This window comes from Niveispirillum cyanobacteriorum (assembly GCF_002868735.1).
Lineage (GTDB): Bacteria > Pseudomonadota > Alphaproteobacteria > Azospirillales > Azospirillaceae > Niveispirillum > Niveispirillum cyanobacteriorum.
In genome coordinates this window covers 1,708,281-1,734,759 of record NZ_CP025611.1, presented here as the reverse complement: position 1 = coordinate 1,734,759, position 26,479 = coordinate 1,708,281, and the positions used below count along the sequence as shown (strand labels likewise).

Genomic DNA, 26,479 nt, shown 5'->3' with positions numbered 1-26,479 from the left:
CCATGGTTGACCGCCCGACCCTGTCGCTGAAACCCAGGCCGGCACCCCAAGCCCCCGCGAAGGCGCGGCGCAAGCCGTTCCGCATCGGCGGCTTGCCGGCGGTATCGGCCCTGTTCGACCGCGATCCGGATCGGGCAGAGAAGCTCTATTTCGATGAGCGGCTGAAACTGGCTGCCGCCCCCTTCTGCACCCGCATGGCGGCGGCCCGCAAACCCTTCCGGCTGGTCCCATCCGAAGAGTTGGAGAAGATTGCCGGCTCCGCGATGCATGGCGGCATCGTGGTGGAGGCGTCGCCCAGGCCGGTCCACCCCTTCAGTCTGGATCTGGCCAAGGGCTGGGCGGCGGCGGGCCAGCCGCTGCTGATCCTGGACGGGGTGTCGAACCCCCATAATCTAGGCGCCATCGTACGTACCGCCGCCTTCTTTGGCGTCGATCGCATCGTGATTTCCGATCATCCGGGGCAGGCCCTGCCGTCGGAGGCGGCATATCGCGTGGCGGAAGGCGGGTTCGAGTATGTGAACCTGCACCGTGCCACAGGCTTTGCCGCCACCTTGAAGGCGCTGGGCGGCCTTTACCGCACCATCGGTACCGCCCTGGGACCGTTCCCGGCCCTGTCCAACCTGTCGCGGCAGCCGGGGGGAAAGCCCGTGGCCGTGGTCATGGGGAATGAGGAACATGGCATGCCGCCGGATAGTCAGGCCGCCTGTACCGATCTTGTCACCATCGCCGGCAGCGGCTGGGTCCAGTCGCTGAACGTGTCCGCGACCACGGCCATCCTGGTGTTCCTGATGACGAAGGGGTAACGGTTCAGCCGTTGCCGGTGCCCAATGGCAAGGTCACGTGGCATTTCAGCCCCGTTGCAGCCCAATCCATGTCGATCTTTCCGCCCAGTTGATGGCGCAGCACTTGACCCAGCAGGGTGGAGCCGAAGCCCTTGCGTGTGGGTGGGGCCGTCACGGCCGGGCCACCGGTTTCCGTCCAGGTCAGTTCCAGGACGTTGCGGCGGACCGTCCAATCCACCGTCACCTGTCCGTCGGGGCGGGACAGGGCGCCATGCTTGGCCGCATTGGTGGCCAGTTCATGGAACACCAGACCCAGCGATTGCACCATGTCCGCACCCAGGCGGACGCGCGGGCCGCGCAGGGTCAGTTGCGACGGTTCCGCCGCAAAGGCCTGTACCTCATCCTCCACCAGCCGTTCTAGGTCAGCACCGGACCAGGATGCCTGGGCCAGCAGGGAGTGCGACCGCGCCAGGGAGGAGATGCGGCCTTCCACGGCGCTGGTGAAGGCCTCAATACTGTCGGCCCGGCTCAACCTCACCACGGCCTGCGCCACGGCCAGCGCGTTCTTGGCGCGGTGATCGACCTCGCGCATCAGCAGGCGCTGGCGGTCTTCCGCCTCGTACCGGCCCGTCACATCCATGGCGGTGGCGGTACAGCCGATGATGCGCCCATCCTCATCCCGGATGGGCACGGCATTGACGGACAGGATTTGCCGCGCGCCCGTCTTGGGGTCGCGCAGGGCATATTCGCCGTCACGCACCTCTTCCCCTGCCAGGGCGCGGGCCGTCGGGAAATCCACACTGGCCATGGGCCGGCCATCCAGGGCCGTTGCATGCCAGATGGCGGCGTCATGGCGCACCCCGATGATGGCCTGTCGTGACAGGCCCAGGATACGCTCGGCGGCGGCATTCACATCGGTGAAACGCCCGTCGGGCCCGATCTCCATGATGGCGACCGGGGCCGTGCTGACCAGCCGGCTCAACCGTTCCTCGCTACGGCGCAGATCATCCAGCGCGATGTCCAGATGGGCGGTGCGTTCCCGTACCCGTGCCTCCAGCGCTACATTGGAACTGCGCAGCTTTCCCTGCGCCACCTCTGCCTGCCGTGTCTGGCGCAGGGCGATGGCCGCCAGCGGCAACAGCATCAGCGTGGCCAGCAAGGCGAAGCTGAAATGGCCCAGTGCCGACCAGCCCCAGTCGGCGCGCAGACCCGCGGTAGAGATGCCATAGACCACGCGCACTGGTACACGGTCGACATCGGCCACGGCGTAGAGCCGCTCCTGCCCATCGAAGGGCGACATAGCGGTGACAAGGCCGGATGCCGGGTCGCGTTGGGCAACCAGATCGCTGACATTGCCCAGCGTCAGCCCGGCATCCGCCGTGGCCGGGTGGCGCACCAGCACCTCCCCGTCACTGCGGACCAGCATCACCTCCACATCCGGGCGGGTCGCGACGCTGGCATAGAAGGATTCGAAATAGGCGGGCCGCATCGATACCTGGACAACGCCCAGGAACGATCCGTCATGCGCCTCCACACGACGCGACAGGGCGAAGAATAATTCCGGGTTCAGGCGGCCTGCCAGGCGCGTGCTGACATGCGGGCCGGCATTCTGGCTCTGGTGCGATGTGAAATAGTCGCGGTCGGCGACATTCAGATCCGGCGCCGGCCAGCGCAGGGTGCTGACCCGCACCTTGCCGCTGGCGTCGGCCAGCCAGTAGGACTGCACCTCGGGCGCCTCGCTGGCCAGATCGCGCAGCCATTCATGCAGGTGCGGGGTGCCGGCCACCGCGTCCCAACCCTGGCTGCGCACCAGCCATTCAGCATTTCGTAGCACAAGAGCGTGCGCCCCCATCAGGCGTGCCGCATGCTCGGCCAACTGGTCGGCTTCTGTGCGTGTGTCGATAGCCGCCCGTTCCATGACCCGGGCGCGGCCTAGCAGCAACTCCCCCCCGAACAGCGCCAGGGCGACAAGCAGCGCCGTCAGCGCCAGCCAGACGACGGCGCGGGACGGATTGGCCTGACGCAACGCCTGTGTCGGCGCGGCGGGATGGTCGAAGATGTCCTGCACGCTGATCGACCTCGCTGGGTGCTATATAGCTGATACGCCCTGTGACCTGTGTCCGTGAAGCTGTTTCATCGATAGAGGCGGACCTATGACGAACCGCATAGGAACCCGTGCCACGCCGGGCCGGCACGCACAAAGCGGCGGTTGTTTCGTCTGGTTCCTGCGTCTATGGTGCGCCGCCTTTTGAAAGCAGTTTGGAAGCCCACCCGCATGACCAGCGCCCCGATCCAAGCCGCCACCCGCATCGACCACCGCTTTGCCGCGCTGAAGGCGGAGGGCCGGGCCGGCCTTGTCACCTTCATCACCGCCGGTGATCCCGACCATGAGACCAGCTTGGCCCTGCTGAAGGGCCTGCCGGCTGCCGGGGCCGATGTCATCGAACTGGGCATGCCGTTTACCGACCCCATGGCTGATGGTCCCGCCATTCAGGCGGCGGGCCTGCGCGCTCTGAACAATGGCGCCCGTATGACCCGAACGCTCGATATGGTGCGGGAGTTCCGTAAGGGCGACAATGAAACGCCCTTGGTCCTGATGGGCTACTACAATCCCGTCTATTCCTATGGTGTCGAACGGTTCCTGGCCGATGCCAAGGCGGCGGGCGTGGATGGCCTGATCGTGGTCGACCTGCCGCCGGAAGAAGATGGGGAACTGTGTGAGCCGGCCTTGCGCGCTGGCGTCAACTTCATTCGCCTGACGACGCCGACGACCGATGACGCGCGTATGCCCGCCGTGCTGGCCAATACCTCTGGCTTTGTCTATTACGTCTCCGTGACCGGCATCACCGGGGCCGGCAGCGCCAGTGCCGGTGCCATTGACGACGCGGTAGCCCGTTTGCGCCGCCATACCGATTTGCCGCTGGCCGTTGGTTTCGGCATCACCACGCCCGACGCCGCTGCCGCCGTGGCCCGCGTGGCCGACGCCGCCGTGGTGGGCAGCGCGATCGTGCGTCAGGTGGAGCTCAACCTGGACGCTGACGGCAAGCCTACTGCCGCCCTGGTACCCAACGTGCTAGACTTCGTGCGGGCGCTGGCCCAGGGCGTGCGTACCGCCCGGGGGTAAGTGCCATGACCCGCGAGGTGCGCCATGGCCTATGCGTTTGATGATGATCAGGATGTGTTCCCCCCCCTGTTGTCCAAGGGTGAGGTGGAGGAGGAACAGCAGGATTGGCTATCCCGTCTTCGCCAACTATACGGCACCCTGGAAGGGTGGCTTCCGGTTGGTGAAGATTTTATCGTTACCCGACATGACGCCGACAGTCTCGACCCTGTGGCCAAGAAGGCTGGCATAACGGTTCCTCTTAAAGTCCCACGTTTTCAGATTGAATATGGGGCTTCTGAGAAGCGTCTTCAGATTTTCCCGGAATCGCGTTGGGTGTTGCTGACGCGTGGGCGACTCTTTCTGTTCCACCCGCTGGGACGGACCTATATTGAGGATCACGGGTTACCAGGGGAGCCTGACTGGCGTTTCTACCCCTATCGTGACCGCAGCCAGAACGTTCCTTTGAATCGCGATGAGTTCCAGATTCTGCTGGAAGGCTTGCGGTGAAGTATTTCGACGTTATTGAGGCGTCGTATCTCGCGACTGACATCGCGCTGACGGAGCGTCAGGCCGCTGATGAACCCGGCCCGTTAAAGATTGATGGCAGCCCACCCACGGTCACCGCGCAGTATGTGAATGAGCGGGCGTACTTCGTCCTGCTCGTCGCGCAGTTTGAGGATTTGGTGAATAATGCCGTCAATGCCCAGGTTGACCAGGGGCGTGGCTCTGCCGACTGGCGCACCCGCGAACTCTGGGGTGCGGTCATTCCTCGCACAAGACGCATCCAGGATATCCCCTTCAAACTGCGTTTGGCGCTGCTGATCGACAGACAGAGGGTTGAGTACCGGGACGCTTGCGGACTATATGATGCGCGGAACCTGATTGCCCATGGCGTGCTGGACGGTCCCTTGAGTATCCAGACGGCCATCAACCAGTTGCGGGCCGTCGCGTCGCTTATCCAGGAAGTCCCATGAACTGGCTGACCAATTTCGTCAAACCGAAGATCCAGGCCCTCGTCTCCAAGAAGGAGGTCCCGGACAATCTCTGGCACAAGTGCCCCTCCTGCGGCGCGATGCTGTTCCATCGCGACCTGGAAGAGCAGCTGCATGTCTGCCAGCATTGCGGCCACCATATGCGCCTGGACCCGGTGCGCCGGCTGAAGACGCTGTTCGATCCGGGCTATCAGACCATCGAGCTGCCCAAGGTGGTGGTCGATCCGCTGAAGTTCCGCGACCAGAAGCGCTATACTGACCGCCTGAAGGAGGCGCAGTCCAAGACGGGTCGTCAGGACGCCATCGTGGTCGCCCATGGCAAGATCAACGGCCAGGGGGCGGTTGCCGCCGTCTTCGATTTTAACTTCATGGGCGGCTCCATGGGCATGGCTGTGGGTGAGGGGCTACTGGCTGCCGCCCGTTTGGCGGTGTTGCAGCAGGTGCCGTTGCTGGCCATTCCGTCCTCGGGCGGTGCGCGCATGCAGGAAGCGATCCTGTCGCTGATGCAGATGCCGCGTACCGTCATCGCGGTCGAAATGGTGAAGGAGGCGGGCCTGCCCTATATCGTGGTCCTGACCGACCCGACCACGGGCGGCGTGACGGCCAGCTTCGCCATGCTGGGCGACATCCATATCGCGGAGCCGGGTGCACAGATCGGTTTCGCGGGTGCGCGCGTGATCGAAAGTACGATCCGCGAGACGCTGCCCGAAGGGTTCCAGCGGTCGGAATATCTGCTGGACCATGGCATGGTCGACATGGTGGTCCACCGCAAGGAACTGCGCGATACGCTGGGCCGGGTCATCGACCTGCTGCGCCGTCCGGGCCCTACCGCTGATATCGTGAAGATCGGTCGGGGCAGCGACCGTGGCGGCCGTAAGCCCGCCGGTTCCGGTCCGGCGGTCAGCGCCATTCAGGGTGGCGCTGGCTATCAATGATCAAGGCGCCGCCGCTGCTGCCCGCTTCCCCCCGGCTGGAGGCGGCGCTGGATCGGATGCGGCAGTTGCATCCGGTGGTCATCGACCTGTCGCTGGGCCGGATTGAGCGGCTGTTGGCGGCGCTTGGCCACCCGGAACGCTGCTTGCCGCCGACGGTTCACGTGGCCGGCACCAATGGCAAGGGCAGCACCGTCGCCTTCCTGCGTGCGATGGCAGAGGCGGCGGGGCATCGCGTCCATGTCTACACTTCCCCGCATCTGGTGCGCTTTAACGAGCGTATCCGGCTGGCGGGATCGCTAATCGGCGATGATGACCTTGCCGACATCCTGGAAGAGGTGGAGACGGCCAATGACGGCCATCCCATCACCTTCTTCGAGGTGACGACGGCGGCGGCCTTCCTGGCCTTCTCCCGCGTACCTGCCGATCTGCTGATCCTGGAGGTGGGCCTGGGTGGGCGGCTGGATGCCACCAATGTCATCGACGCGCCGGTGGTCAGCCTGCTGACCCGCATCTCCCTGGACCATACGCAGTTCCTGGGCCCGACCCTGCGCAATATTGCGGGGGAGAAGGCGGGGATTATCAAGCCGGGCCATCCGGCCATTGCGGGGCCGCAGGCCGACACGGTCGCCAATGAGGTGTTTGTCGAACGGGCTGCCGCCCTGTCAGCGCCTTTGTTCCTGCATGGGCGCGACTGGTCTGTGGCGGCGACCGACACGGGTTTCCGGTTTCAGGACGCCACCCGTACCCTGGACTTGCCGCCACCCGGCCTGATGGGCACGCATCAGGTGGATAATGCTGGCCTGGCCATCGCTGCCACGGCCCATCTGCCATTCACCATCGGGGAAGACGCGATCCGCCGGGGTCTGGCCGCCGTTGAATGGTCGGCGCGGCTGCAGCGCCTGACGCGCGGCCCCTTGCCTGACCTGCTGCCCGAGGGGTGGGACCTATTCCTGGATGGTGGGCATAATGACAGCGCCGGTGAGGTGCTGGCCCGGCAACTGGCGCGCTGGAATGCGGATGGCCGCCCGCTGGACATGGTCTACGGCATGCTGGGATCAAAGCGGCCCCTGGATTTCCTCACCCCGCTGGCCCCGCATGTCCGCCGCCTGCGCGCCGTTGCCATTCCGGGTGAAGCCAACAGCGTGACGGCGGAAGACGCCGCCTCCTTCGCCCGTACCGCCAGCATGGATGCGGCGGCCAGCCCTAATGTGGAGGCGGCTGTCGCCGAACTGGCGGCATTGGCCGGGCAGGGGCCGCCTGGAAGGCTGCTGATCTGCGGCTCGCTCTATCTGGCGGGCACAATTCTGGCCTTCAATGCATGAAAAAACCCCCGAAGCTTCCGGCTTCGGAGGTTTTTCAGTGCAATCGGGACCGGATCAGAGGCTGTTCTCGATCCAGGTCTTCAGCTGCTGCTTGGGCAGGGCGCCAACCTTGGTGGCGGTGACCTGACCGTCGCGGAAGATCATCAAGGTGGGGATGCCGCGCACGCCATACTTGCCCGGCGTACCCGGATTCTCATCGATATCCATCTTGGCGATGGTCACCTGACCGTCCAGTTCGGTGGCCAGTTGTTCCAGGCTGGGAGCCAGCATCTTGCAGGGGCCGCACCATTCGGCCCAGAAATCGACCAGAATCGCACCGGAACCTTTCAGGACGTCGGCGTCGAAGCTGGCGTCGGTAACGTGAATGATATCAGCCATTTTTCCCTCGGAGGGTTTGTGTCATGGGTGCGGGCCATCCTGTGCCCCGCCTCTCGACAGGAAATGTAGGCACCCGCCCGCCACGGGGTCAAGCCGCTGCACACCGCACCCCTGCGCTGCACCATGCGTGGCTTGAAATCGTCGGTTGGGGTAACGGAAAACTGTCCAACTATCTAAAATACGATATATAACAAAGGCCATACCGCGTGAGCGGTGTCGAAAGGCGGGACGGATCGGCCAGACATGACGGATCAAGGGGACAGCGGGCGTACCCGCAAGATGATGGAGGATTTCGCGCCCGCGACATTCGAGGAGCGCGGCGTCACCGTCCCCTTCACAACCCCGTTGCTCAGTCAGGCGCGCCTGCGCCGTGATCAGGACGACCGGTTCGAGTTCCTGCTGCCCAATTTTACGGCCGGCAAGGGCACCTACGTCCTGCCCTGGAAGGGTCTGCCCAACGTCATGACCCTGACGCTGCATGACCGGCTGCTGTTCGAAGAGATCGAACAGTTGGAAACCCATTCGCCTGAACAGATACGCGCCTGCGCCCTGACGGTGCAGGCCACTGGCGTCTGTGGGCCTGAACCCGCGACACGGGCTGCCGAGCTGCGCGACCAGGACGGGCAGTATCTGGTGCTGACGCAGTTCATCCTGGTCACCGAACTGTTGAAGCTGGTGAATATCAGCGCTGCCGACCTGCTGCGCCCCGGCATGACGGCGGATGACAGCAAGCGTGTGGCCCGTCAGGCACTGGCCAAGGTGGCGGCCATGGTTGATATCCCGCCCGATGACATGACCACCCGCGTCGATCAGATTGGTGAGGCGGTGGCCCCCGTGGGCCTGCCGCAGGCACCGAAATCGGGCCGGCTGCGGGCGCTGGCTGACCGGTTGCAGGCCTTTGCCCAGGGCACGCAAAATTTTGCCGACACCGACCCGTCGGAGGCGGCGATGCTGGGCAACTACATTGCCACCGTTGCCAACCACACGCTGACCCTGGCCCGGCAGCGGATTGGCAAGCTGGATGCCGCCTGCCGCGACGCGCGCCAGATTGTGAATGACGCGCCGAAGCTGCACCGGGTCATTGCGGAATCGGTGGGCCGCATCTCCTGGCTGCTGGATGGCTGGGAATTCCTCATCGCCATGTGGGAAAGCGTGAAGGATGAACCGTCGGCGACCAAGCAGACGACGATCACCGATATTTCCCGCCTGCTGCCCATGATCCCGAAGGAGGAGATCAGCGCCGCCACTGACGCCCTCGACCTGGACGCCATTCAGCGCCTGCAGAAGAAATGGGTGCGTGTGAACCAGGACTGGCGCACCGGTGTCCTGGATATGGATGCCGTCATGCGGCTTGAATCCCTCAAAGCGGCCATGGGCTGAGGGAGCGGGACGTTGAACGACAAATCCAAACCCGCTTCCCCCGCGCCGACCCCTGGAAAGCCCAGTGATTGGGCTGCCTTGGGTGCCGACGTGCTGCGACTGCCGGACCGGAAGCTTCTCCAGATTTACCGTCTGCTGGAACAGGTGGGTGACAAGCCGGAGATTTCTGACGCGTTCGAGGCGATGCGTCCGCGCCTGACCACCCTGCGCCCGCCGCGCCGGCCTGCTTTGTCGCGTCTGTTCTTCCTGCCGGCGGAGGACATGCTGGATGATGCCCTTCATTATACCCGCCGTCTGAACCGCATCTGCCGTGCCACCCTGTCGCCCTGCTGGACCGCGGTGAAGGAGCATATCCCCGCCGCCGTGCAGCAGGAGGTGCAGCGCGAGATGGGGCTGATCGATTACCGGGACGGTGCGGCCATCGCCGTCATCTGCGAACCGCTATGGCAGGCGGGTGTCGATGCCTTGGCCAAGGTCATGGCCGAATGTCAGAACAACCTGAAATACAAGCTGAACCTGTTCGGTCGCGATGAAGACGTGCAGAGGCAGTTGGATACGCTGCGTCAGATCCTGGCGGTCGCCGTCCGGGTGGAAAAACTGAAGGCGGCCCTGCCGCCGCGCCCCATTATCGATCTGGCCGAATCGCATGTGGAGATCATCCGCAACAACCTGATTGAGCTGGGCAAGGAAGAAGCGGCCTTGACGCAGCCCTTGCTGCTGGTTCTGGCGTCACGCATGCAGCGTCCGGGTGAATTGCTGCGCATGCTGGGCGAGGTACGCCTGGGCGGCACGGCGGCGGAGAAGGAAACCCTGACCAAGGAGATGTCGGGCTATGTCGTGGGCAACCTGCTGCGGCAAACGACCGACTTTGACCGGGAAAATCCGGGGATTACCGGTGATCTTTCCAGCCTTGCGGCCGCTGCCGAACGTCTGACGGACGGTCTGAACTCCGTCAATGACACGGTCCAGGGGCTGCGTGACAAGGAGATCACGTCCAAGGTCAAGAATGCCAGGGCGGAGATCGCGCATTTCGTGCTGAAGAATATCTGCGCCGATGTCGATAAGGGTCTGACCGAGGCGTTGTTCAGCCACGAAGGACTGCCCAGCGACGAGGAAGTGAAGAAGGCCGAACAGTTCGCCATGGCCCTGCGCCGGTCGTCCAAGCTGGCGGGTCCGCTGGGCATTCAGCGGGAGGTGGCAGCCAAGATCACCGAGGCGCGGACGCAGGTGGTGAACAACACGCTGGCCACCCTGCGCAATGCGCCCCGCAACCGCGATGGCTCCATGGGGCCGGAAGGCCAGCGCCAGATGTTCAACGGCCTGCGCATGGTGGAAATCCTGGCCGGCTCTGACGAGGCGGAACGCCTGTTCCGGGAGTGGAAGTCACAGTTCCGTTGAGCGACGGGGGGAGGCCGGCGACTGCCGGCCCGGCGCTCGTGCGCCGCAAGCCAAGGGCGCGGATGCGCCCGCCCGGCGTTTGAGGGCGCATGAACAGCTTCATTGCGGGTGGCGGTGCATCTGCTACCCTCTGCATCCGTTTTGGCAGCAGAGGGGCGCCGGTGATGGCCGCCAATGTCCGCATCGAAACCGACAGTTTCGGCCCCATTGAGGTGCCGGCGGATCGTTACTGGGGTGCCCAGACCCAGCGGTCCCTGCAGAATTTCAAGATCGGTGGCGAACGCATGCCGCCGGCCCTGATCCGGGGCCTGGGTATCGTCAAGAAGGCGGCGGCCAAGGCCAATGTCACGTTGGGACAGCTTGACCCCGCCCTGGCCGACGCCATCATGCGCGCAGCGGATGAGGTGATCGACGGCACCCTGATCGATCACTTCCCGCTGGTCGTCTGGCAGACCGGGTCCGGCACCCAGACCAACATGAATGCCAATGAGGTCATCTCCAACCGCGCTATTGAGATGCTGGGCGGGGAGATGGGCTCGAAGAAACCGATCCACCCCAATGACCATGTCAACCGGGGCCAAAGCTCCAATGACAGTTTCCCCACCGCCATGCATATCGCGGCGGCAGAACGCATCCATCACGACCTGATCCCCGCTCTGGAACAGCTGCATGCCGCCCTGGCAGCCAAGACGGCGGAGTTTGCGGATATCGTGAAGATCGGGCGCACGCATCTGCAGGACGCCACCCCCATGACCCTGGGGCAGGAATTTGGCGGCTATGCGCAGCAGGTAGCCTATGGCATCGACCGGGTGAAGGCGGTGCAGCCGGCCCTGCTTCGCCTGGCCCAGGGGGGTACGGCAGTGGGCACGGGCCTGAACACGGCCAAGGGCTTCGACGTGGCCTTCGCGCAGGAAGTGGCCGCCATCACCGACCTGCCCTTCATCACCGCGCCGAACAAGTTCGAAGCCCTGGCCGCCCATGACAGCATTGTGGAGGCGTCGGGGGCGCTGAACACGGTCGCCGTCTCCTTGATGAAGATCGCCAATGACATCCGTCTGCTGGGTTCGGGTCCGCGCAGCGGCATCGGGGAGATCAGCCTGCCGGAAAATGAACCCGGCAGTTCCATCATGCCCGGCAAGGTGAACCCCACCCAGTCGGAAGCCATGACCATGGTGGCAGCCCAGGTGATGGGCAACCATGTGACCATCACCCATGCCGGCGCCACGGGCCATTTCGAACTGAACGTGTTCAAGCCGGTGCTGATCTATAACCTGCTGCAATCGATCAAGCTGATCGCTGATGCCAGCCGGTCCTTTGCCGAAAACTGCGTGGTGGGCATCACCGCCAACATCGACCGGATCAGCCGCCTGATGGGCGAAAGCCTGATGCTGGTCACGGCCCTTAACCCCCATATCGGCTATGACAATGCCGCCAGGATCGCCAAGAAGGCGCACCATGAGGGCACGACCCTGCTGGAGGCCGGCATCGCCCTGGGCCTGCTGACCGAGGCGCAGTTCAGGCAATGGGTCCGGCCGGGGGACATGGTGCATCCAGGCTAAGGGGCAGGGGCGGCCTGCCGGTTTTGCACTCCGCTTTGCCCATCAAACAGGCCGTCTGCCTCACAAAAATCAAAGATAGTCCTTTTTCGGACCTATTTGCGCATCTGCGAACGGTTCGCAACGCCCGGTATGCGCAAATGCAACGGAACTATGCAGGGCGAAATGGTCAGCAATGCTGACCTAACGCTAAAAAACTGCTGGCGGGGGCTGATTTTACGTTTTATATGAACCTTACCGGCGCCATTCGGGAAAGGGGATTACCCGCCTGTTGGCGCCGTTTCCAACGGTGCGGGGCGTTTGGCCCTTTGCACTGCGGCAAAGGAAGGGGCCCGGCCCCGTTTGACGGTAAGGATTGGTTCCATGGCGACGCAGAAGATGCTGGGCTTTGTTCACACCGACCAGCGCATGCCCGAAAAGCGCGAGGCGGAAATCCGTCGCCAGGATTTCAATGAGATTTATGCCCGCTTCACCGACAAGGGCGCGGTCGAACAGGCCAACCGCTGTTCGCAGTGCGGCGTCCCCTTCTGTCAGGTGCATTGCCCCGTCTCCAACAACATCCCCGATTGGCTGAAGCTGACGGCCGAAGGTCGGCTGGAAGAGGCGTATGAACTGTCGCAGGCCACCAACAACCTGCCCGAAATCTGTGGCCGCATCTGCCCGCAGGACCGCCTGTGCGAAGGCAATTGCACCATTGAGCAGTCGACCCATGGCACTGTGACCATCGGCGCGGTTGAGAAATACATCACCGACACGGCCTTCGATAAGGGCTGGGTCAAGCCCATCGTGCCGCGCATTGAGCGCGAACAGTCCGTCGCCATCATCGGTGCCGGCCCCGCCGGTCTGGCTGCCGCCGACCAGCTGCGCAAGAAGGGCTATCAGGTCCATGTCTATGACCGGTATGACCGAGTTGGCGGCCTGCTGATGTATGGCATTCCGGGCTTCAAGCTGGAAAAGGATGTGGTCATCCGCCGCTGGAAGCTGCTGGAGGAGGGTGGCGTCAAGTTCCATCTGGGCGTGGAAATCGGTCGTAACACCGACATGCGGACCCTGCGCGCCCAGCATGATGCGGTTCTGATCGCCACCGGCGTCTATAAGGCGCGCGACCTGGGTGGTCCCGGTTCCGGCCTGGACGGCATCGTGCCGGCCCTGGATTACCTGACGGCAAGCAACCGCAAGAGCCTGGGCGATACCGTTCTGGATTTCGAGACGGGCAAGCTGAACGCCAAGGGCAAGAAGGTGGTCGTCATCGGTGGCGGCGACACCGCCATGGATTGCGTGCGCACGGCCATCCGCCAGGGGGCGATGTCGGTGAAGTGCGTCTATCGCCGTGACCGCAAGAACATGCCCGGCTCCCAGCGCGAAACCGCGAACGCCGAAGAAGAAGGCGTGGAATTCGTCTGGCAGACGGCGCCCGAAGGCTTCACAGGCGACGCGCATGTCACGGGCGTGAAGGCCTTTAAGATGCATATGGGCGTGGCCGATGCAACCGGTCGTCAGACGCCGATGCCCATCGAAGGCTCCAACTTCACCATGGACGCCGATCTGGTGATCAAGGCCCTGGGCTTTGATCCCGAAGACATCCCCACCCTGTTCGGCGTGCCGGAATTGAAGGTCAGCCGCTGGGGTACGGTGCAGGTGAAGTACGCCACGATGATGACCAATCTGGATGGCGTGTTTGCCGCCGGTGACATCGTGCGCGGCGCCTCCCTGGTGGTGTGGGGCATCAAGGATGGCCGCGACGCCGCCGTGGGCATCCACAACTACATCCAGGCCAAGATCGCCCAGGGCGTGGCGGTGGCGGCGGAATAAGTCGCCCCGATAGCCGGAACTTTCTCCATCCACCGTCAACGGGTGAATTGCGTCCATGCTCCGCCTCTATGACCACCTCTCCTCCGGGAACGGCTATAAGTGCCGCTGGCTGCTGACGCAGCTTGGCCTCCCGTTTGAGCGGGTGGAGATGGATATCGACACGGGCGAGACGCGCACCGACGCCTTTCTGGCGCTTAACCCCAATGGGCGCATCCCGCTGCTGCGGCTGGCGCCAGGGGATTTCCTGGGCGAAAGCAACGCCATCCTGCGCTGGTTGGCGGAGGACACAACCTTCTGGCCGGATAACCGCCGGGACAAGGCCGCCGTCCTGCAATGGCTGTTCTGGGAACAGTATAGCCACGAGCCGAACATCGCGACGGCGCGGTTCTGGATCACTCATAAGGTGGCCATGGACCCCGAACGTATCCATGCCCTGATCGTAAAGCGCGAGCAGGGGCATGCGGCGCTGAAGCTGATGGAACGCCACCTGACGGGCCGGGACTGGTTCGTCGGGCAGCACGCCACCATCGCCGACATCGCACTCTACGCCTACACCCATGTGGCGGAGGAGGGGGGCTTTGACCTTGCCCCCTATCCCGCCATCCGCGACTGGCTGGACCGGTTTGCCGCCCAGCCGAACCACATCAAAATCACAGACGCCGTGGGCACGCCCGTGCCCCTGGCCGATGCGCTGACTTCTGAACAGAGGGCCTGACCATGACCGACGCCACCATCAACGCCGGTGAGATTTTCGCGGCGGAATACACCGCCAACAAGGCCCTGCTGGACACCACCGCCTTTGTCGATACCGAACAGCACGACGCCTGCGGCGTCGGCTTTGTGGCGGCCATTGATGGCAAGCCCCGGCGCGAGGTGGTGGAAAAGGCCGTGGAGGCGCTAAAGGCGCTCTGGCACCGTGGTGCGGTCGATGCTGACGGCAAGACGGGCGACGGGGCGGGCATCCATGTGCAGTTGCCCCAGGCTTTCTTCCGCGAGGTCGTGGTCCGTACTGGCCATCCAGAGCCGAAGGGTCTGATCGCCGTTGGCCAGGTCTTCCTGCCGCGCACCGACCTGTCGGCGCAGGAACGCTGCCGCGCCATTGTCGAGACGGAAATCCTGAACTGGGGCTACACCATCTATGGCTGGCGCCAGGTCCCCATCGATATCTCGATCATCGGGGAAAAGGCCAACGCCACCCGGCCCGAGATCGAACAGATCATGGTCGGCAATGATGGCACCGTCTCGGACGAGCAGTTCGAGCGTGACCTCTACATCATCCGCCGCCGCATCGAGAAGGCGGTGGCCGGCGAACAGATCGGCGGCTTCTACATCTGCACCCTGTCCGCCCGCTCCATCATCTATAAGGGCATGTTCCTGGCCGAGCAGCTGACGGCCTTCTACCCTGACCTGCTGGACGCGCGGTTCGAGAGCAATTTCGCCGTCTATCACCAGCGCTATTCCACCAACACCTTCCCGACCTGGCAGCTTGCCCAGCCGTTCCGCACCCTGGCCCATAATGGCGAGATCAACACCCTGCGCGGCAACGTCAACTGGATGAAGGCGCATGAGACGCGCATGTATTCCGAGGCGTTCGGCGCGCATGTCGAGGACCTGAAGCCCGTCATCCAGGTCGGGTCGTCGGACAGTGGCGCACTGGACGCCGTGTTCGAACTGATGCTGATGTCCGGGCGTTCGGCACCCATGGTCAAGACCATGCTGGTGCCGGAAGCCTGGTCCAACAAGGAAGTGATGCCGCAGGCGCATCGCGACCTGTATAGCTACGCCAATGCCGTGATGGAGCCGTGGGACGGCCCGGCGGCACTGGCCATCTATGACGGTCGCTGGGTTGTGGGTGGTGTGGACCGTAACGGCCTGCGCCCGCTGCGCTATGTCATCACGGGTGACGGCCTGATCATCGGCGGGTCGGAGACCGGCATGGTCAAGATCAACGAACAGGCCGTGGTGGAGAAGGGCCGCCTGGGTCCGGGGCAGATGATTGCGGTCGACCTGAAGGAAGGCAAGCTGTTCCACGACCGCGAGATCAAGGACAATCTGGCGTCTGGTCGCCCCTATGGTCAATGGATCGGCGAGATCACGGTCCTGGACGATCTGGTCAAGAAGGCCCCGGTGGAGCCGGCGGAACTGTCCAAGGACGAGCTGCGCCGCCGTCAGCTGGCCTATGGCATCACCATGGAGGATCTGGAACTGATCCTGCAGCCCATGGTGGACGACGCCAAGGAAGCGGTCGGTTCCATGGGTGACGACAGCCCCATTGCGGTTCTGTCCGACAAGTATCGCGGTCTGCACCATTATTTCCGCCAGAACTTCGCCCAGGTCACCAACCCGCCGATCGACAGCCTGCGCGAAACCCGCGTCATGTCGCTGAAGACGCGTCTGGGCAACCTGGGTAACATCCTGGACGAGGATTCGACCCAGTGCCGCCTGTTGCAACTGGAAAGCCCCGTGCTGACCAGTGCGGAATTCCGCGCCATGCGCAAATATATGGGCGCTACCGCCGCGGAGATCGACTGCACGTTCGAACCGGCTTCCGGCCCCAACGCCCTGCGCGACGGTCTGCGCCGTATCCGCCAGGAGGCCGAGGATGCTGTGCGTGGCGGTGCCACCCATGTCATCCTGACGGATGAAGCGATGACGGCCAACCGCGCGCCTATGCCGATGATCTTGGCGACGGGTGCCGTGCATACGCACCTGATCCGTCAGCAACTGCGCACCTTCACCAGCCTGAATGTGCGGTCCGGCGAATGCCTGGACGTGCATTACTTCGCGGTGCTGATCGGCGTCGGTGCCACCACGGTCAACGCCTACATCGCCCAGGAAGCCATCGCCGACCGCCACCGCCGTGGCCTGTTCGGCGCGATGAGCCTGGAGGACTGCCTGAAGCGCTACAAGAAGGCCATCAATGACGGTCTGCTGAAGGTCATGTCCAAGATGGGCATCTCCATTATCAGCAGCTACCGTGGCGGCCTGAATTTCGAGGCGATTGGCCTGTCGCGCTCCCTGGCCGCCGAATATTTCCCCGGTCTGCCGTCCCGCATTTCCGGCCTGGGCCTGAATGGCATCCAGGAAGAGGTCGTGGGCCAGCACAAGATCGCCTATGACGAGGATGTGGTGGCCCTGCCGGTGGGCGGTTTCTACCGCTTCCGCAAGGGCGGCGACCGCCATGCCTGGGAAGGTGGCCTGATCCACCTGATGCAGACGGCGGTGTCCACCGACAGCTTCTCCACTTTCAAGAAGTACTCCGAGGCGCTGCACAAGCGCCCGCCCATCAACCTGCGCGACCTGCTGGATTTCAAGCCGGCGGAAAAGGCCGTGCCGGTCGATGAGGTGGAAAGCATTACCTCCCTTCGCAAGCGTTTCATCACGCCGGGCATGTCGCTGGGCGCCCTGTCGCCCGAGGCGCATGGCACGCTGAACGTCGCCATGAACCGCATCGGTGCCAGGTCGGTCAGCGGGGAGGGTGGTGAGGACCCGGCGCGCTTCAAGCCCGACGCCAATGGCGACAACTGGAATAGCGCCATCAAGCAGGTGGCCTCCGGTCGCTTTGGCGTGACGGCAGAGTACCTTAACCAGTGCCGCGAGATCGAAATCAAGGTGGCCCAGGGTGCCAAGCCCGGCGAGGGCGGGCAGTTGCCCGGCTTCAAGGTGACCGAGCTGATCGCCAAGCTGCGCCATTCCACCCCTGGCGTGATGCTGATCAGCCCGCCGCCGCACCATGACATCTACTCGATCGAAGATCTGGCCCAGCTCATCTATGACCTGAAGCAGATCAACCCGATCGCCAAGGTCTGCGTGAAGCTGGTGTCGCGGTCAGGCATCGGTACCATCGCCGCTGGCGTGGCCAAGGCCGGTGCCGACATCATCCTGGTCGCCGGCCATAATGGCGGCACCGGTGCCTCGCCGCAGACTTCCGTCAAATATGCCGGCGTGCCGTGGGAGATGGGCCTGTCGGAAGTGCAGCAGGTGCTGACGCTGAATCGTCTGCGCCACCGCGTCACCCTGCGCACCGATGGCGGCCTGAAGACCGGCCGTGACATCGTGATGGCGGCCATGCTGGGTGCCGAAGAATTTGGTATCGGCACGGCGGCCCTGGTCGCCATGGGCTGCATCATGGTCCGCCAGTGCCATTCCAACACCTGCCCCGTCGGTGTCTGTGTGCAGGATGAAGACCTGCGCAAGAAGTTCACGGGCACGCCGGAAAAGGTGGTGAACCTGTTCAGCTTCATCGCAGAGGAAGTGCGCGAGATCCTGGCCAACCTGGGCTTCCGCGAGTTGCGCGAAGTGGTGGGCCGGTCGGATCTGCTGCATCAGGTCAGCCGTGGTGCCGCCCATCTGGACGATCTGGACCTGAACCCGCTGCTGTCCGTGGCCGACCCCGGCGAATATGCCCGTTACTGCACGCTGGAAGGCCGCAACGAGGTGCCGGACACGCTGGATGCCCAGATGATCAAGGACGCCAAGGCCTTGTTCGAAGTGGGTGAAAAGACCCAGATGCAGTACCACGCCCAGAACACCCACCGCGCCATCGGCACGGCCCTGTCGGGCATGATCACCCGCAAGTTCGGCATGAAGGGCCTGCAGCCCGGCCACGCCACGGTCCGTCTGCGCGGGTCGGCGGGTCAGTCGCTGGGTGCCTTCGCGGTGCAGGGTCTGAAGCTGGAAGTGTTCGGCGATGCCAATGACTATGTCGGCAAGGGCCTGTCGGGCGGCACCATCGTGGTGCGTCCGCTGACGGCCAGCCCGTTGAAGACCAACGAGAATACCATCATCGGCAACACCGTCCTGTACGGTGCCACGGCGGGCAAGCTGTTCGCGGCGGGCCAGGCGGGTGAGCGGTTCGCGGTGCGCAATTCCGGCGCCACGGTGGTGGTCGAAGGCTGCGGTTCCAACGGCTGCGAATACATGACGGGCGGTCTGGCCGCCATCCTGGGCAAGGTCGGCGACAATTTCGCCGCCGGCATGACGGGCGGCATGGCCTATGTCTATGACGAGGAAGGCCAGTTCCCGCTGTTCGTGAACCCGGAAAGCGTCATCTGGCAGCGCCTGGAGGTCCCTCATTACGAGGACCAGTTGAAGGCTCTGATCCAGGAACATATCGACGAGACGGGCAGCCGCTGGGCCGCCCAGCTTCTCAACGATTGGGAACTGGTGCGGGGTAAGTTCTGGCAGGTGGTCCCGAAGGAAATGCTGAACCGGCTGCCGATCCCTGTTACGGCACCGGAACGACTGAGCGCTGAGTAAGAGCAAGTAAGGATAGGGGGCCGAAAGGCCCCCTTTTCTTTTGGCTGTGCGACTCGGGAAGTGAGGGTTTCTGCGGGTTGCGACTCGCAGGGGCGAATCGCGAGTCGAATCTATCCTTACTTGGAGTCGGCGGGGAGTCGGTAAGGAGAGAGTCGGCTCCTTTCAATCAATGCTCGCCCTTAATCATCACGCCGATCAAAGATCACGGTGCCGCAAGGGTGGGCGTGTCCCCTCGTTCCAGCGTGATCGCGTGGCGCAGATGGTAGCTGGCCTGGGCGGCGTCGATCTCTGCATCACCGTTCAGCAGCATCCCGACCAAGCCATCGCGCAGCGCCTCCAGCCTTATAGCGGTGGCAGCGGGCCTTGGCAGTAACCAACAGCCAACGGCATTGCCCGCCTCCAGCAGGGCCGTGAAACGGTGGCGTAGCGCGGTGCGCGTGCGGGCAAGTGTCGCCGCCATGGCTTTATCGGTCGCCGACAGGGCCTCTGCCTGTATCCACAGGGTCCAATAGGGGCGGGCGCTGTTATCGAACGATTCCGTGATGAACCGGTTCAGGGCCCCCTGTGGGTCCTCTCCAGTGCGCCAGAGATCGGCGACCACCTCCTCGAAGATGGCTTCCCAGGCCTTGGCGCGCAGTTCGGGCCAGCGGAAATGATGGTTCAACAGGCCGGTCCCCACGCCGGCGCGCTCCGTCACGGCGCGCGTCTGTACGGCCAGAAGGCCCATTTCCAGCAGCAGTGTCACTGTCGCCTGAATGATCCGCTCCCGCCCACCCTTGTCCCGTCCGTTCACGTCCGATCTTCCTTGTCATCACGGCTGATTGACATGCTGAGCAGTTGCTCAGTATAAGATGAGCAACTGCTCAGCATAGAGGTGGTCATTTTGTCGTCTGAACGCAATGCCGCCGTGGATTTGGTGCGTCTGGTGGCACTGACCGGTATCTGTGTCGTCAATTTGCCCTTCTTTGCCCTGCCCATGGAAGCAACGATGGTACTGCCGCCGGCTCCCGCCGACCGGCTGGCCGCGATGCTCGTTGAGTTTCTGTTCCAGGCAAAGTTCTTCCTCCTGTTCTCCTTCATTTTTGGTTGGGGGATGGAGGTACAGTCCCTGTCGGCGGAACGGGCAGGGGCGTCATTCAACCGACGATTCGCGCGACGACTTGGCCTGCTTGCGCTGTTTGGCGTCATGCATGTCGTGCTGGTTTTCGTGGGCGATATCCTGGTGCTGTACGCCCTTCTTGGCCTGCTGGCCTGGCCGCTGCGCCGTTGCCCACCGCGCCGGCTGTTGAAAATGGCCGGCTGTCTATTGGGTCTGTCGTTTGGCAGCGCCTTGCTTCTGGGATTGATCCTGCTGTTTGCCGGTGATGTGGGGGCAGGGGCCACGCCCAACCTTGGTGGCGGCTTCGTCGACACGATCACGGTGCGCCTGCGCGATTGGCCATCGACATTTGCCTTTCTGGCCCTGTTCCAGGGGCCATCGGCGCTGGCCGCCTTTCTGACCGGTATCGCCGCGGCGCGCGTGAATTTCTTCGATCCTGATAGCGATGCGCGGCGTCGGTTGCATCGGGTGATGCCTTGGCTGCTTCTGGCCGGTCTGGCGCTCAATCTGGCCTATGTCAGTGGCACAACGGCTGTCACGCAGGCTGATGCTGGTCTGTTAAGCGTGCTTTGTATCGGCACGATCGCGTTCGGCGGGCCGATGCTGGCCACCTTCTATCTGGCAGCCATCCTCTGGTTGGCGGATCGCTGGCAACCGCCGACCCTGCTGCTGTTGGCGGGACGTAATTCGCTCTCCTGCTATGTGCTGCAGGGTGTCATCGCCGGTGCCCTGTTCGGGGGATATGGGCTGGGCTGGTACAATAGTCTGGGGCACGCGGCATTGCTGGGCCTGTCACTGCCGGTGGCCCTGTCATCCATGATCCTGACAGGGTTCTATGCCCAGCACTTTGGCCGTGGCCCGCTGGAGGCCTTGCTGCGTCGATTTACCTACGGATGATCGCCCCCCAAATGCAAAACCGGCGCCCCATCGCTGGGACGCCGGTTTCACGAAGTCTGGTATGAAGCCCAAAGCCTTACGCGGCGTTGACCTGTTCGGTCTGGGCCAGCAGCGCGTACAGGGCATCGCCCGATTCCGCACCGCGCAGCTTGTCACAAAGCACCGGGTCCCGCAGAGCGCGCGACACGCGCGCCAGGGCCTTCAGGTGATCGGCACCAGCCCCTTCCGGGGCCAGCAGCAGGCAGATCAGATCCACCGGTTGTTCGTCGATCGCCTCGAAATCGACCGGCTTTTCCAGCCGGGCGAAAATGGCCATGACGCCGGTCAGGCCCGGCAGTTTGCCATGCGGGATACCGATGCCGCGCCCCACGCCCGTGGTGCCCAGGCGTTCACGTTCCACCAGCACGTCGAAAATGGCCCGTTCATGCTGGCCGGTCAGGTCGGCCGCCTTCTTCGCCAGTTCCTGAAGGACCTGCTTTTTGGAGCCGGCCTTCAGGTTCGGGAGGATCGCCTCCGGCGTCAAAAGATCATTCATCGCTGCCGAAGGGGTCTGGAATGAAGGGGATACGGAACGTAGGGACAGAGCCATGGGGTACGCATCACCTTACTGTTTCACCGACCCGGCCGCCCCGGCAGGGTCCACCCAGCCGATGTTACCATCGGCCCGGCGATAGATCATGTTCAGCCCGCCATGGGCGCGGTTGCGGAACATCAACGCCGGCAACTCGCCAAGGTCCATGCGCATCACAGCATCGCTGACCGTCAGCATTTCGATGGAGGTCTCCATCTCCGCGACGACCATGCCGTGATGCCCGTTTCCCTCCGGAGCCGGCGCTTCATCCGCCGCATAATCGTCGGAATCCGCCTCCGCTTCAAGGATGTACTTGCGGGCGGCCTGAACGGGTAGCTGGTTCAGCGTGGTCCGTTCATGATGATCCTTCAAACGACGCTTATAACGGCGCAGACGCTTGGCCACGCGGTCGGCAGCCTCGTCGAAGGCGGGGTAGGGTTCCGTGGCTTCGGCATTCGACTGCAACAGAATCCCACGACCGACATGCACCTGGATATCGGCCTTGTACAGATGCGCATCCTTCGAAAGGATGACGGTCGCCTCCATAGGGTTCCCGAAATATTTTCCGACCATCGATGCCAGCTGATCCTTCACATGGGTCCGCAGTGCATCGCCCACATCCAGTTGCTTGCCTTTGACGGTAACTTGCATATTCGACCTGTCGTTTCAGGGCGCATGGCCAGACCCGAAGGAACCGACATCCAGGAACCGGCATCCAGACCGGGAGTCCCAGGATGGGTATTCCTTCAGCGGCCAGCGCAGGGGTTACAACCCAAGGGCCTTTTCCCGACGGCGCTGGACTGAAGAAGGGATCTTCATGCCTTCACGATACTTCGCCACCGTCCGGCGTGCAATGTCGATCCCATCGGCACGCAGGATTTCCACGATTTTATCATCGGACAGGGTGTCATCCGCCTTCTCCGCATCAATCAGGGCCTTGATGCGGTAACGCACGGCCTCTGCCGAATGTGCCGCCTGACCGTCGGCACCTTGGATGGCGGACGTGAAGAAGTATTTAAGTTCGAAGACCCCACGCGGGGAAGACAGGAACTTATTGGTGGTAACCCGGCTGACGGTGCTTTCATGCATGCCGATGGCTTCTGCAATATCACGCAGAATCAACGGCTTCATGAATTGTAGGCCATGCAGGAAGAAGGCGTCCTGCTGTCGGACGATCTCGGTCGCCACCTTCAGGATGGTGTTGGCCCGCTGATGCAGGCTTTTCACCAGCCAACTCGCCGACTGGAACTGTTCGGCGATATATTCCTTGTCTGCCTTGCTGCGGGCACCCGTGGTCACGCGGCTATGATAGCGCTGATTGACCAGCACGCGGGGCAGCGTCTCGGTGTTCAGTTCCACGATCCAGCCGCCGCCAGGGCTGGCGCGCATCAGGATATCGGGCACCACGGTCTGAACAGGTTCGAAATCAAAGGCCAGCGCCGGCTTGGGGTTCAGCGCCTTGATCTCGGCCACCATGTCCGACAAGTCTTCGGCATCACAGCCGCAGACCTTCAGAAGCTGCTGAAGATTGCGTGCCGCCAGCAGGGGCAGATTGGCCAGCAGTGCCTGCATGCAGGGGTCCAGGCGGTTCTTCTCCCGCAACTGGTTGCCCAGGCATTCGGCCAGTGTGCGCGCGAAGATGCCGGCGGGGTCGAAGCGCTGCATGCGCAGCAGCACCGTCTCCACCTGCTCCAGCCCGCACCCCAGCTGGACCGCCACTTCTTCCAGATTGCCGGTGAAATACCCGGCCTCGTCCAGATGATCCAACAGTGCATAGGCGACCAGCCGGTCCAGCCGGTCTGGAAAATCCATCGTGATCTGTTCTTCCAGATGGTCGCGCAGCTTCGGCCGCTCTGTCAGGGTCGCCTCGAACCCCTCGCCATCATCATCGAATCCACCCGACCGGGATGACCAGTCGCCAAACTGTTCCCCCGACCCCAGGCCCGCGCTGTCCATGTCGGCGGCGGAACTGTTGGTGTAGACATTTTCGAAATCGGTATCGAGCGGAGCATCGTTGGACCCGGCCATCCGGTCGGACGTGGCCAGTTCCACCGTATCGGCCACCCGGCTCTCATTCACGGGGGCGGGCGCTTCTTCCCGGTCGACACCGGTGGTGGGCGCATCGTTCCAGCCCGTGCCATCATCGCGTTCCAGCAGCGGATTGCGTTCCAGCTCCTGGTCCACATAGTCGGCCAGCTCCAGGTTCGACAGCTGAAGAAGCTTGATCGCCTGCTGAAGCTGCGGCGTCATCACCAGCGACTGTGCCTGGCGTATATCGAGCCGTTGCTGGAGCGCCATTCTTGCCGGAAAACCTGTTCTGACGGGCTTATATCTGCCGGTTGCACCAATGCCGGTTCAAAGGCCCGACGGTGGTCATCCTTGAAAAGCCGCCGCCATCATCCTGTGACGGCCTCTCGGCTGGCATACCCCCGTCGGCTGTTCCCAGCGAGGCCCAAGGTACGATGCAAGACGCGTGCCCGCAACAGTTAGGCCCGGCGTGCCTGAAAATTATTCCATTGATTTCTGCAGCAAATTGGGTCCGCGCCATTACGGCCCCGTTCCCTCACGGCCATCTGGCGACGGTGGCTACAGGCTGAACCGTTCGCCCAGATAGACGCGGCGCACATCCTTGTGCGCCACGATCTCCGACGGGGTGCCCTGCATCAGCACGACGCCATCATGCAGGATATAGGCGCGGTCCACGATATCCAGCGTCTCGCGCACATTGTGATCGGTGATCAACACGCCGATGCCGCGTTCGCGCAGATGGCTGACCAGTTCGCGGATCTCGTTCACGGCGATGGGGTCAACGCCCGCGAACGGTTCATCCAGAAGGATGAAATGCGGCTGGCTGGCCAGCGCACGGGCGATTTCGGCACGGCGACGCTCACCACCCGACAGGGCCAGGGCCGGTGTGCGGCGCAGATGCGTGATCGAGAACTCGGCCAGCAGTTCGTCCAGCCGCTGTTCGCGGATATCGCGGTCGGGCTCCACCACCTCCAGTACGGCGCGGATATTGTTCTCCACGCTCAGGCCCCGAAAAATGCTGGCTTCCTGCGGCAGATAGCCGATGCCCAGCCGCGCGCGGCGATACATGGGCAGGGAGGTGACCTCCAACCCGTCCAGCGTGATGCTGCCATGGTCGGGCAGGATCAGGCCGGTGATGATGTAAAAGCAGGTGGTCTTGCCGGCCCCGTTGGGACCCAGAAGCCCCACCGCCTCGCCCCGGTTCACCGACAGCGAAATATCCCGCAGGACGGGGCGGCCCTTATAGGCCTTGCCGATGCGTGACGCCACAAGGCCCGTATTGTCGGTGACCAGACGGGGGCCGGTCGCGGACTTGTCCTGGGTTGGCTGGGTCATGGCTTCTCGCTCCCCTTCGGGTTGGCGGGCGGGCTGGGCTGCTGCGGCACGCCGCCCTCACCCTGCCGGTTGGGAATGAACAGACCCTTTACACGCTCGCCCGTAGCAGGGGCGGTCGCTTGCGGGGCGGCACCCGGCGTACGGGATAGAATACGGCTGACACCCGACTTCAGGTCAACCTCTGCCGCAGGGCCGTTCAGCTGATTCTGGCCGCGCGTGACACGGACATTGCCGGTCAGCAGTGCACGCTCGCTGTCCAGGTCATAGGTGCCCTTGTCGCCGCGTGCCGTTTCCGTCTTGGTGGTGATGACCACGCCGCCATCGGCATCGACGCGCGACAGGCCCAGCTTGTCACCAGCATCGCGCGATAGCAGCGCCACCAGACGGTCGGCGCGGATACGGTCCTGCGGGCGGGCGGCCAGGGCATCGCCCCGTGCCACCGCCAGTTCCTGTTCGCGCCAATATTCCAAACTGTCGCGCGCCGTCACCGTCTCCGTCGGGGTGGTCAGGCGCAGGCCTTCGCCCGTCAGCACGGCCACCGACTTATCCAGGTCATAGATGGCGCGCGATCCATGGGCCGTGCGGTCGGTATTCTTCAACTGCACATTGCCTTCGGCCAGCAGACGATAGACCTCGTTCCCGCCATCCTTGCTCTTGCGGAAATAGGCGGCCAGCGTGTCGGCGGTCAGGACCATGTCGCCCTGGGTGGCCGTGGCCCCGCCGCGCGCAATGGCGACCTGCAGCTTGTCATGATATTCGAACCCTGCCGGGGCATCGACCTCAATCGGTTTTGATCCGCCGATCTCCAGCGAGGGGGTGGTGGTGGCGGGCGCTTCCGATACCGGTGCCTGCTGCGCCAGACCGGTGCCAGCCGCCAATGCCAGACCCAGCGCCAACGGCGCCAGACGGCGGCCCCACCCGATATTCACCCGCGTCACAGACTTCATGGTGCCGTTGCCCCCGGCTTGTCACTCGTTTGGGCCGTCTGGCCCGACCCCGCCCCGAAGGCCCGCAGGCGCGCATGGCCGGTGAAGACCAGAACATCGCCATCCTGCAACACGCGGAAGCCACCGGCCTCCACCGTTCCCATCGGCCCCTGGCCCTCCACGGGCTTGTTGCCCCAGGCGATACCCTTTTTCACGTCCAGTATGGCCTCTTGCGTGCGCAACTCATAGCCCGACCCGTGATAGAAACTGACCGGGCCTTGCAGGGACAGAACCTGCTTGTCCTGATCATAGGCGCCTTTAGCCGCCGCCATGGACAGCCAGGCACCGCGTTTCAGCGTGATATCGGCCTGGGGGATCGTCAAATCAACCATGGACCGGCCCCCGCCCTGCTGGGCGGCGCGTTCGGCGCGGATTTCAAAGGGTTGGTCACTCTTGTCGGTACCCAGGTAACGGGCCTGGGTCAGCTCAAGATCCCCCTGTGCCGGTCCCGGCTTTGACTTATCCGACGATCCGCCGAACAGCGGCCAGATGAAGATGGTCAGCAGCACCACACAAGCCACCGCCGGCAGGGCCACCCGCGCCACCCGGACCGCCTTGCTGTGCGCAAACGGGTCGCGTCCGCCGCCTGTCGGCAGGCGCGGCGCGGTGGGCCGGTTGGACGGGGCGGGGGCGGTGGCCATGGGTG

General features: G+C 63.7%; 22 protein-coding genes. 13 read left to right on the top strand and 9 right to left on the bottom strand.

The genetic code is table 11. The features are described 5' to 3' along the window. Positions 1-2 precede the first annotated feature (2 nt). On the top strand, positions 3-803 hold the full coding sequence (locus C0V82_RS07865; RefSeq protein WP_102111858.1) for a TrmH family RNA methyltransferase: 801 nt from the start codon (positions 3-5) through the stop codon (positions 801-803). A 4-nt stretch (positions 804-807) separates the two neighbouring features. Here C0V82_RS07865 and C0V82_RS07860 read toward each other — a convergent pair whose 3' ends face one another. Beyond that, entirely contained in the window at positions 808-2,850 is a 2,043-nt protein-coding gene (locus C0V82_RS07860; protein ID WP_102111857.1) for an HWE histidine kinase domain-containing protein, read from the bottom strand. 207 nt (positions 2,851-3,057) lie between these two features. On the opposite strand from C0V82_RS07860, the gene trpA reads away from it, so the two are divergent. From trpA to C0V82_RS07835, 5 genes are read left to right on the top strand one after another with little or no spacing between them, the layout of a single operon-like run. After that, positions 3,058-3,906 (top strand): tryptophan synthase subunit alpha, encoded by an 849-nt coding sequence (gene trpA / locus C0V82_RS07855; RefSeq protein WP_102111856.1) that lies wholly within the window; start codon positions 3,058-3,060, stop codon positions 3,904-3,906. Between the two features lie 24 nt (positions 3,907-3,930). Continuing rightward, positions 3,931-4,392 (top strand): hypothetical protein, encoded by a 462-nt coding sequence (locus C0V82_RS07850; RefSeq protein WP_102111855.1) that lies wholly within the window; start codon positions 3,931-3,933, stop codon positions 4,390-4,392. Beyond that, a complete protein-coding gene (locus C0V82_RS07845; RefSeq protein WP_102111854.1) occupies positions 4,389-4,859 on the top strand; it encodes a hypothetical protein in 471 nt (156 codons plus the stop codon). The genes C0V82_RS07850 and C0V82_RS07845 overlap by 4 nt, the downstream gene beginning before the upstream one ends. Beyond that, positions 4,856-5,812, top strand: a complete 957-nt coding sequence (gene accD, locus C0V82_RS07840; protein ID WP_102111853.1) for an acetyl-CoA carboxylase, carboxyltransferase subunit beta — start codon at positions 4,856-4,858, stop codon at positions 5,810-5,812. Before C0V82_RS07845 ends, accD begins: the two co-directional genes overlap by 4 nt. Beyond that, entirely contained in the window at positions 5,809-7,134 is a 1,326-nt protein-coding gene (locus tag C0V82_RS07835) for a bifunctional folylpolyglutamate synthase/dihydrofolate synthase (RefSeq protein ID WP_102111852.1), read from the top strand. The genes accD and C0V82_RS07835 overlap by 4 nt, the downstream gene beginning before the upstream one ends. Positions 7,135-7,188: 54 nt before the next feature. Here the strand turns inward: C0V82_RS07835 and trxA are convergent, their stop codons facing one another. Continuing rightward, positions 7,189-7,512, bottom strand: a complete 324-nt coding sequence (gene trxA, locus C0V82_RS07830) for a thioredoxin TrxA (protein ID WP_054165877.1) — start codon at positions 7,510-7,512, stop codon at positions 7,189-7,191. 243 nt (positions 7,513-7,755) lie between these two features. Between trxA and C0V82_RS07825 the strand changes: the two genes are divergently transcribed. The 6 genes from C0V82_RS07825 (at position 7,756) to gltB (ending at position 18,917) form a co-directional block, all read left to right on the top strand. Next, the gene (locus C0V82_RS07825; RefSeq protein ID WP_102111851.1) at positions 7,756-8,892 is read left to right on the top strand and encodes a hypothetical protein; all 1,137 of its coding nucleotides are present in this window, start codon (positions 7,756-7,758) and stop codon (positions 8,890-8,892) included. 12 nt (positions 8,893-8,904) lie between these two features. Continuing rightward, complete coding sequence (locus C0V82_RS07820) at positions 8,905-10,290, top strand: hypothetical protein (RefSeq protein WP_158659802.1); 1,386 nt, start codon at positions 8,905-8,907, stop codon at positions 10,288-10,290. 164 nt (positions 10,291-10,454) lie between these two features. Further along, positions 10,455-11,849 carry a class II fumarate hydratase gene (gene fumC, locus C0V82_RS07815; RefSeq protein ID WP_102111849.1) on the top strand — a complete coding sequence of 465 codons (1,395 nt, stop codon included), beginning with the start codon at positions 10,455-10,457 and terminating at the stop codon, positions 11,847-11,849. 360 nt (positions 11,850-12,209) lie between these two features. Beyond that, on the top strand, positions 12,210-13,658 hold the full coding sequence (locus tag C0V82_RS07810) for an NAD(P)-dependent oxidoreductase (RefSeq protein ID WP_102111848.1): 1,449 nt from the start codon (positions 12,210-12,212) through the stop codon (positions 13,656-13,658). A 55-nt stretch (positions 13,659-13,713) separates the two neighbouring features. Next, complete coding sequence (locus C0V82_RS07805; protein ID WP_102111847.1) at positions 13,714-14,373, top strand: glutathione S-transferase family protein; 660 nt, start codon at positions 13,714-13,716, stop codon at positions 14,371-14,373. Between the two features lie 2 nt (positions 14,374-14,375). Next, on the top strand, positions 14,376-18,917 hold the full coding sequence (gene gltB, locus C0V82_RS07800) for a glutamate synthase large subunit (RefSeq protein WP_102111846.1): 4,542 nt from the start codon (positions 14,376-14,378) through the stop codon (positions 18,915-18,917). Positions 18,918-19,119: 202 nt separating this feature from the next. Here the strand turns inward: gltB and C0V82_RS07795 are convergent, their stop codons facing one another. Next, positions 19,120-19,710, bottom strand: coding sequence for a TetR family transcriptional regulator C-terminal domain-containing protein (locus C0V82_RS07795; protein WP_102111845.1), 591 nt, complete (start codon positions 19,708-19,710; stop codon positions 19,120-19,122). Between the two features lie 90 nt (positions 19,711-19,800). On the opposite strand from C0V82_RS07795, the gene C0V82_RS07790 reads away from it, so the two are divergent. Further along, positions 19,801-20,913: a DUF418 domain-containing protein gene (locus tag C0V82_RS07790; RefSeq protein WP_158659801.1), complete on the top strand. Its 1,113-nt coding sequence runs from the start codon at positions 19,801-19,803 to the stop codon at positions 20,911-20,913. Between the two features lie 76 nt (positions 20,914-20,989). On the opposite strand, the gene ptsN is transcribed toward C0V82_RS07790, so the two are convergent. The 6 genes from ptsN to lptC all read right to left on the bottom strand — a co-directional run bounded on the left by ptsN (position 20,990) and on the right by lptC (position 26,474). Beyond that, the gene (gene ptsN / locus C0V82_RS07785; RefSeq protein ID WP_054165887.1) at positions 20,990-21,448 is read right to left on the bottom strand and encodes a PTS IIA-like nitrogen regulatory protein PtsN; all 459 of its coding nucleotides are present in this window, start codon (positions 21,446-21,448) and stop codon (positions 20,990-20,992) included. A 69-nt stretch (positions 21,449-21,517) separates the two neighbouring features. Then, on the bottom strand, positions 21,518-22,135 hold the full coding sequence (hpf, locus tag C0V82_RS07780) for a ribosome hibernation-promoting factor, HPF/YfiA family (RefSeq protein ID WP_102111843.1): 618 nt from the start codon (positions 22,133-22,135) through the stop codon (positions 21,518-21,520). 114 nt (positions 22,136-22,249) lie between these two features. Then, positions 22,250-23,782, bottom strand: coding sequence for an RNA polymerase factor sigma-54 (gene rpoN, locus C0V82_RS07775; protein ID WP_102111842.1), 1,533 nt, complete (start codon positions 23,780-23,782; stop codon positions 22,250-22,252). A gap of 288 nt (positions 23,783-24,070) precedes the next feature. Beyond that, entirely contained in the window at positions 24,071-24,847 is a 777-nt protein-coding gene (lptB, locus tag C0V82_RS07770; protein WP_102111841.1) for an LPS export ABC transporter ATP-binding protein, read from the bottom strand. Further along, complete coding sequence (locus tag C0V82_RS07765) at positions 24,844-25,794, bottom strand: LptA/OstA family protein (protein WP_102111840.1); 951 nt, start codon at positions 25,792-25,794, stop codon at positions 24,844-24,846. Before C0V82_RS07765 ends, lptB begins: the two co-directional genes overlap by 4 nt. Then, positions 25,791-26,474 (bottom strand): LPS export ABC transporter periplasmic protein LptC, encoded by a 684-nt coding sequence (gene lptC, locus C0V82_RS07760; protein WP_158659800.1) that lies wholly within the window; start codon positions 26,472-26,474, stop codon positions 25,791-25,793. The genes C0V82_RS07765 and lptC overlap by 4 nt, the downstream gene beginning before the upstream one ends. Between the last annotated feature and the right edge of the window lie 5 nt (positions 26,475-26,479).